Below are 6,955 nucleotides of genomic sequence, written 5' to 3'. Positions count from 1 at the left end.
ACGCGGCACCGCCGAGCACGAGGGCGCCGGTCGTGGCGAGGGTGATGGAGGTCTTCAGGCTCTTGCGCATGGTGATCAGTCCTTTGCTGTGTGGGCACCCCGGCCGACGGCCGACGTATGCTCCTGTGCGTACGCTGAACAACGGCCATGTCTGACCGGAGAGCGCCCTGGGCTTTTGCCCTGTGCAACTCATTCGGTGCACCCCCGCGATCGGTTTGGAACGGGTTTCCTGAGGTTCACGGGGCCGGCGTTTCGTAGCGTGGGGGCATGGCTCCTGCACAGCTCTCCACCACCGACCGACTCCGGGCGGTCGACGCCTGGTGGCGTGCCGCCAACTACCTGACGGTCGGGCAGATCTACCTGCTGGACAACCCGCTGTCGGGGCGGCCGATCGAGCCCGACGACATCAAGCCCCGGCTGCTCGGACACTGGGGCACCTCGCCCGCCCTCAACCTCGTGTACGCGCACTGCAACGCGCTGATCGCCGAGACCGGACGCGAGTTCCTCTACGTCTGCGGCCCGGGCCACGGCGGCCCCGCGATGAACGCGAACGCCTGGCTCGACGGCACGTGGGGCGAGCTGTACGCGGACGACGACCTGCAGCGCTTCTTCCGGCAGTTCTCGTTCCCGGGCGGGATCCCGTCGCACGCGGCACCGGAGACACCCGGGTCCATCAACGAGGGCGGCGAACTCGGCTACTCACTCGCCCACGCGTACGGAGCGGCCCTGGACAACCCCGACCTGGTGGTCGCGTGCGTCGTCGGCGACGGCGAGGCGGAGACCGGCCCGCTCGCGGGGTCGTGGCAGGCACACACCTTCCTCGACCCGGTGTCCGACGGTGCCGTGCTCCCGATCCTCAACCTCAACGGGTGGAAGATCGCGAACCCCACCGTCCTCGCCCGCATCCCCGGTGAGGACCTGACCGCCTACTTCCGTGGCCTCGGGTACGACCCGATCGTGGTGGACTCGAAGCGGGTCGACGACGACCCGTACGCCGTGCACGCCCTGTTCGACGGCGCTCTGCGTCGAGCGCTCGCATCGATCGACGACATCCAGGCGGCAGCTCGGGCGCAGGCCGAACGTGCGGCTGCCGGGCAGCCCGCCGGCGCCGCCGACCTGCGCCCGCGCTGGCCGATGATCATCCTCCGCAGTCCGAAGGGGTGGACCGGGCCGAAGGAGGTCGACGGCCAGCAGGTCGAGGGGACGTTCCGCGCCCACCAGGTGCCGCTGTCCGAGGTCCGCGAGAACTCCGCACACCGCGCCCAGCTCGAGGAGTGGATGCGGTCCTACCGACCCGAGGAGCTCTTCGACGCGGACGGGAACCCCGTCGGGATCATGACGACGATCCGTCCCACCGGCGACGACCGGATGAGTGCCACTCCCCACGCCAACGGCGGGCGCATCCGGACGGCCCTCGACCGGCCCGCGCTCGACGCGTACGGGGTCCCCGCCGGCTCGACGGCCTCGGCCACCGGCACGCTCGGCCCGTGGCTCGCAGCGCTGATCACGAAGAACCCGTCGTCGTTCCGGCTCTTCGGCCCGGACGAGACGATCTCGAACAAGCTCGACGCCGTCTTCGACGTCACCTCGCGCGTGTGGCGTGCACAACGGGCGGTCGGCGACGAGCACCTCGCTGCCCGTGGACGCGTGACCGAGGTGCTGTCCGAGCACCTGCTGGAGGGCATGCTCGAGGGTTACGTCCTCTCCGGCCGGCACGGGCTCCTGAACACCTACGAGGCGTTCGCCCACATCATCGACTCGATGGTCGGGCAGTACGCCAAGTGGCTCGAGTCCTCGACCGACATCGACTGGCGTGCACCCGTGTCGAACCTGTCGATCCTGCTGTCGTCGCACGTCTGGCGGCAGGACCACAACGGGTTCTCCCACCAGGACCCCGGGTTCCTCGACGTCGTCGCGTCCAAGCAGCAGGACCTGGTGCGGATCAAGCTCCCCGCCGACGCCAACACCCTGCTCGCCGTCGCGGCGCACGCCTTCGAGACCACCGACCGCATCGAGGTGATCGTCGCCGGGAAGCACCCCGAGCCCGTCTTCCTGTCCCTCGAGGACGCCGTCGCCCACGCGGACGCAGGTCTCGGGGTCTGGGAGTGGGCCGGTACCGAGCAGACCGTCGGTCGTGTGGACGTGGTCCTCGCGTGCGCCGGGGACGTCCCCACGGTCGAGGCGGTCGCCGCCGCGGACATCATCCGGCAGCACGCTCCCGGGGTCGGCGTCCGGGTCGTCAACGTCGTCGACCTGCTCGCCCTCGGCGACCCCCGGAAGCACGAGCACCCGATCCCCGACGAGCAGTACGACGAGCTCTTCCTGCCCGGGACCCCGACGGTGTTCGCGTTCCACGGGTACCCGTCGCTCGTGCACCAGCTGACCTATCGCCGCAACGGCCACGACGACCTGCACGTGCACGGGTTCCTGGAGCAGGGCACGACGACGTCGCCCTTCGACATGCTCATGCGGAACGAGATGGACCGCTTCGCGCTGGCGCACGACGCCCTGACGCGGGTCGACGCGGGTGCACACGCCGAGTTGCTCGACCGGCTGTCCGCCGCACGGGACGCGGCCCGCGAGTACGCCTACTCACGGGGCGAGGACCACCCGTCCGTCGACGGGTGGGAGTTCTCGGGGTGGCCGCAGGACCCGTCTGCCTGATCCCTCCTGCACAGGCCGGGAGGCCCGGATCACCGTCCACAGGACCGGTCACGCCCGCCGCGTGGCCGGTCCTGTGGCGTCAGGGTGGTCCACATGGATGTCGCGTTGACGAGTGCGGTCGTGTCGGTGGTCGGGGCTCTCGTGGCCGTCGGCGCGTTGGTCGTGTCGGTCGTCGACGGGCGGGCCGGGCGGCGAAATACCGAGTTCTTGGGGCACCGGGATCTCTGGTGGCAGCGTTGGTCGTGGGTCGCCGACCGCGCGACCTCGGACGACGTTCGGCAGCGAGAGGCCGCGGCTGTCATGTCGGTCGCCCTGACCACCCGCGACTGGACGACCGCTGACGACCGCTGGGTCCGCCAGGCACTCGATGACCTGAAGACAGCGACGAACGAAGGGACGAACGATGATCTCGAAGCTCAGTGACCGGGACTTCAAGTACTGGCTGGACGGACGTGAGCTCACCACGCCAGCGCTGCTCGCCGATCCGCACTACGGCCCCATGATGCGGGCGAAGGGCGCCGAGGAGGAGCTCCGCCAGGCACGGATCGAGTGGCGCGAACGGCAGGAGCGCGCCCGCGCGCGGAAGCTCAAGTACGAGGCGTCCTTCGGTGAGAGCTGAACCGACGCCCTGCGAGCCTGCCACGCTGAGACCGTGACCGACCTCGTCATCCCGGCCCCGAGCCTCCCGACCGTCCCCACGACCACGGGCGCACGCTTCCCCGTCCGACGCGTCTTCTGCGTCGGTCGGAACTACGCGGCGCACGCACGCGAGATGGGTCACGACCCAGATCGCGAGCCGCCGTTCTTCTTCACCAAGCCGGCGGACGCCGTCGTCGTCGACGACGCGGACACCCCGTACCCGCCGCAGACGGCGCAGCTCGAGCACGAGGTCGAACTGGTCGTCGCGATCGGCACCGGCGGCGCGGACATCGGCGTCGACGACGCGCTCACCCACGCCTGGGGCTACGCGGTGGGCATCGACCTCACCCGACGCGATCTCCAGGCCGAGGCCAAGCGTCTCGGTCGGCCCTGGGACACGGCGAAGGGGTTCGACGCCTCGGCACCGATCGGCGCGATCGTCCCGGCGCAGGGCATCGACCCGACGGCTGGTGTGATCGAGCTCGTCGTCGACGGCGAACGACGCCAGGTCGGTGACCTGGCCGAGCAGATCTGGTCGGTGGCAGAGACGATCGCGGCGCTGTCGCGATCGGTGACGCTCGCCCCAGGGGACCTGCTCATGACGGGGACGCCCGAGGGGGTCGGGGCCCTGCAACGCGGACAACTCGTCGTCGGCACGATCGCCGGCATCGGCACGGTCCGCACCCGCATCGTCTGACCGGCGTTTCCGCAGTGTGACGCGCCGCTGGGAGGGCTCGCAGACACGCCGGGTATCCCTGGTTCGACGCCAGGTGGGGATCGCGGCGTCGCACACACGGGGCAGGACCATCGCGACGGGCGTCTGCAGCTGCTCCGGGATGACGGAGGTACGGCCGTGATGGAACACGATCTGCTGGCGACGTCGTGGACGTGGGCGGGCGACGAGCCCATCAGCGAACGGGTCCACGCGGTCGGTGCCGCTGGGTTCGCCGGGCTCTCGTTGTCGCTCGACGACCTGCACGAGGTGCGTGCGACGACGGGCTTCGCCGAACTCCGCCGCATGCTCGACGGTGCGGGGATCGTCTGGGTCCAGTTGGGGCCGCTCGACCGCTGGTGGACCTGCACGAGCCGGGCCGACGACGACGCCGCCGACCGCGGGGTGGTCCTCGAGGCCGCCGCGGCGCTCCGTGCCTGGCAGGTGATCGCTCGTGCTGACACGACGTTGCCCGGCGCTTCACCGATCACTATGGCCGACGACTGGACCGTGCTGGCCGACCAGGCCGCGGCCGTCGGCGCGCAGCTCGTCCTCGAACCCGAGCCGTGGTCGAACCTGCCGACGATCGAACGGGCCTCGCGGTTCGTCGTGGCGGCGGGTCACCCGAACGGCGGGCTGCTGCTCGACGCGATGCACACCCTGCGGGGCGGGTCCACGTTGGCGTCGATCCGCCAGGCGGTCGCGCCCGCGACGCTCGCGGCGGTCGAACTGAGCGACGGGCTCCTGCACACCCCGGCCGGCATGACCCTGTCCGAAGAAGCCCGCGAGGCACGGTACCTGCCCGGCGCGGGCGCGTGGGACCTGCCGGGGCTCGTCCGCACCGTCCGGGAGCTCGGCTTCGACGAGCCGTGGGGCGTCGAGGTCCGGACCCCCGGCCACCGGGCGATGCCGATCGGCGACGCCCTGCGCACGGCCGCTGCGGCGACGCGCGCCGTGCTCGATGCGGCGGACGCGTACGGCGCACCGGCCGCGCCGGCGATGCCCTCGTCACCGGCTCCGACCTCGGCGGTCGACTTCGAGCCGCCCCACCCGAGGACCGATCCGCGGGGCAGGACACACTGGGGGTCGCACCGCCCGGCCGGACGCCGGGACGCCGACACAGGCACGCCCGCGTAGCCTCCTGGAGCATGAGCGACCAGACTGCACACGACGACGACCTCCTCCGCCGCTCGCAGGAGTCCATCGACGAGGCCAAGGCCGCTGCGGCCGAGGTGTCCGAGCCCGGCGAGGACGAGCTCGTCGACGAGGACCTCCCCGTCGCGGACGACGCCGAGCCGTCGGACGGACCGGCACCGGCCGCCTGACGCTCAGTCGATCTCGACGACGCGGACGGTGACGTCGGAGGGCGATGCTCCGAGGGAGTGGCGCGCTGCGGTCACGACGGCGTCACGCACGGCCCGGATGACCGTGATCGTCGGCACGGCCCGGTCGGTCGTGACGACCACGCGGATCCGCGCCCCGTCCGGGCGGTCCTGCACGAGCACGGCCCCACCGTCCCGCGGGATCTCGAGCACGGAGCGGACGTCGCGGACGAGCGTGGCGAGCCCGGGTCCGGGCGGCAGGACCGACCGGACGCCCGGCACCGCGAGGACGACGGAGGTGAGTTCGCGGGAGAGCACCCGGACGTCCGCGGTCACGGTGTGCCCCCGACCACGACGTCGGCGACGCGGACGACGACACTGCGGATCCGGAACGGTGCGTGCGCGCCGAGCACCGACGTGATGTGTGCCCGGAGCGCCTCGGCACGGTCCGACACCGATGCCTCGAACGTGGCCACGATGGTGACGTCGACGTCCACGGCGCCGCCGGGCACCCCGACGTCCCCGCTGAACCGGGTCCGCCGGACGACGACACCGGGCACGTCGTCACCGAGGGTACGGACGAGTCCGCGCAGTGCCCCCTCGGTCACGACCAGGTGCGCGGCCGGATCGTCGTCGGGGACCGGGATGTCGCGTCCGGCGTGGGCGGTCGTCCGGATGGACGCGAGCACCGAGCTGATCCAGCGTTCGTCGCCGTCCGCCGATGCCTCGGTGTCGAGCAGGTCCCGTGATGCCACCCGCAGGGCCTGCAGCCGCTCCAGTGCGGCGACGGCTTCGGGATCACCCTCGATGTCCGCCCGGACAGGAGTCCGGTCGGCGTCGAGGTAGTCGGAGAGTTCGTCCAGCGTGAAGGCACCGTGACGGTCGTCGACGTCGTCGGTCATCGCCACCCCTCCATCTGTTCGAGCACGTGTCGCCGCGCACGTGCGAGCAGCCCGCGGACGGTCGGCGCGGGCAACCCGGTCGCCTCGGCGATCTCGGCGTAGGGCGCCCCACCCACCTCGCGCATCACCCAGACGGCGCGCTGTGCATCCGGGAGTGCCTGCACGATACGCGCGAGTTCCCGCACCTGCATCCGGGTGGCGACCACCTCGTCGACGGGTCGTTCGTCCGGGGCGTCGACCATCGCTTCGAGGTCGGCGTGCGGGTGCCGCCCGCGGAGCCGGTCGAGGGCCTTGTTGGCCGCGATCCGGAAGAGCCAGTTGCGCACCCGATCCGGGTCCTCGACCCGGTCGATGCGCTGCCAGGCCTGCAGTGCGGCTTCCTGGACGGCGTCGTCGGCCTCGCCGTCGCCGTACCCGAGGATCCGAGCCGCGTAGGCCCGCATGTGCGGTCCGTACCGACGGATCAGCACCCCGAACGCGGCCGTGTCGCCGTCGGCGCTGCGCTCGACGAGCGAGGCGTCGGACAACGCCGCGAGGGCTTCGTCGCTGGACAGGAGCAGCTCCTCTTCGCGGATCTCGGATTCTCGTGTGACGAATCGGGTGTTCGTCACGTCCTTAGTACGTGCCTACCAGGTACGCCTCCGCGCGCCTGGTGCGAGCGCGCCGTGGCCGGCCATCCCTGAAGGGTCGGTCACGGTGCTTCGACGGCGGCCCGT

9 protein-coding genes are annotated in these 6,955 nt (G+C 71.6%); 6 read left to right on the top strand and 3 right to left on the bottom strand.

What is annotated here, in order from left to right; translation table 11 throughout:
- Positions 1 to 267 precede the first annotated feature (267 nt).
- The 6 genes from HQQ88_RS16310 (at position 268) to HQQ88_RS16285 (ending at position 5,340) form a co-directional block, all read left to right on the top strand.
- The gene (locus HQQ88_RS16310) at positions 268 to 2,664 is read left to right on the top strand and encodes a phosphoketolase family protein (RefSeq protein WP_173170288.1); all 2,397 of its coding nucleotides are present in this window, start codon (positions 268 to 270) and stop codon (positions 2,662 to 2,664) included.
- Between the two features lie 105 nt (positions 2,665 to 2,769).
- A complete protein-coding gene (locus HQQ88_RS16305) occupies positions 2,770 to 3,087 on the top strand; it encodes a hypothetical protein (RefSeq protein WP_173170286.1) in 318 nt (105 codons plus the stop codon).
- Positions 3,068 to 3,283 carry a hypothetical protein gene (locus tag HQQ88_RS16300; protein ID WP_123294902.1) on the top strand — a complete coding sequence of 72 codons (216 nt, stop codon included), beginning with the start codon at positions 3,068 to 3,070 and terminating at the stop codon, positions 3,281 to 3,283. Before HQQ88_RS16305 ends, HQQ88_RS16300 begins: the two co-directional genes overlap by 20 nt.
- Before the next feature lie 33 nt (positions 3,284 to 3,316).
- Complete coding sequence (locus tag HQQ88_RS16295; protein WP_173170284.1) at positions 3,317 to 4,000, top strand: fumarylacetoacetate hydrolase family protein; 684 nt, start codon at positions 3,317 to 3,319, stop codon at positions 3,998 to 4,000.
- Between the two features lie 159 nt (positions 4,001 to 4,159).
- Positions 4,160 to 5,152 (top strand): sugar phosphate isomerase/epimerase, encoded by a 993-nt coding sequence (locus tag HQQ88_RS16290; protein WP_173170282.1) that lies wholly within the window; start codon positions 4,160 to 4,162, stop codon positions 5,150 to 5,152.
- Between the two features lie 11 nt (positions 5,153 to 5,163).
- Entirely contained in the window at positions 5,164 to 5,340 is a 177-nt protein-coding gene (locus HQQ88_RS16285; protein WP_165901280.1) for a hypothetical protein, read from the top strand.
- A gap of 3 nt (positions 5,341 to 5,343) precedes the next feature.
- Here the strand turns inward: HQQ88_RS16285 and HQQ88_RS16280 are convergent, their stop codons facing one another.
- Genes HQQ88_RS16280 through HQQ88_RS16270 form a run of 3 tightly spaced genes read right to left on the bottom strand, consistent with a single transcriptional unit; the run spans position 5,344 to position 6,850 of the window.
- Positions 5,344 to 5,673, bottom strand: coding sequence for a hypothetical protein (locus HQQ88_RS16280; protein ID WP_123937330.1), 330 nt, complete (start codon positions 5,671 to 5,673; stop codon positions 5,344 to 5,346).
- Complete coding sequence (locus HQQ88_RS16275; RefSeq protein ID WP_173170280.1) at positions 5,670 to 6,239, bottom strand: hypothetical protein; 570 nt, start codon at positions 6,237 to 6,239, stop codon at positions 5,670 to 5,672. The genes HQQ88_RS16280 and HQQ88_RS16275 overlap by 4 nt, the downstream gene beginning before the upstream one ends.
- Positions 6,236 to 6,850, bottom strand: coding sequence for an RNA polymerase sigma factor (locus HQQ88_RS16270; protein ID WP_243649780.1), 615 nt, complete (start codon positions 6,848 to 6,850; stop codon positions 6,236 to 6,238). The genes HQQ88_RS16275 and HQQ88_RS16270 overlap by 4 nt, the downstream gene beginning before the upstream one ends.
- Positions 6,851 to 6,955: the final 105 nt, after the last annotated feature.

It is taken from the genome of Curtobacterium sp. VKM Ac-2861 (assembly GCF_013204965.1).
GTDB lineage: Bacteria > Actinomycetota > Actinomycetes > Actinomycetales > Microbacteriaceae > Curtobacterium.
The sequence above is the reverse complement of the archived record's forward strand: the minus strand, read 5'-3'. Positions and strand labels throughout refer to the sequence as shown.

Bases quoted from the DNA above. Each gene is read 5' to 3' on its own strand.
- HQQ88_RS16290 (WP_173170282.1), top strand. From the start codon at position 4,160: ATGGAACACGATCTGCTGGCGACGTCGTGGACGTGGGCGGGCGACGAG.
- HQQ88_RS16300 (WP_123294902.1), top strand. From the start codon at position 3,068: ATGATCTCGAAGCTCAGTGACCGGGACTTCAAGTACTGGCTGGACGGA.
- HQQ88_RS16285 (WP_165901280.1), top strand. From the start codon at position 5,164: ATGAGCGACCAGACTGCACACGACGACGACCTCCTCCGCCGCTCGCAG.
- HQQ88_RS16275 (WP_173170280.1), bottom strand. From the start codon at position 6,239: ATGACCGACGACGTCGACGACCGTCACGGTGCCTTCACGCTGGACGAA.
- HQQ88_RS16310 (WP_173170288.1), top strand. From the start codon at position 268: ATGGCTCCTGCACAGCTCTCCACCACCGACCGACTCCGGGCGGTCGAC.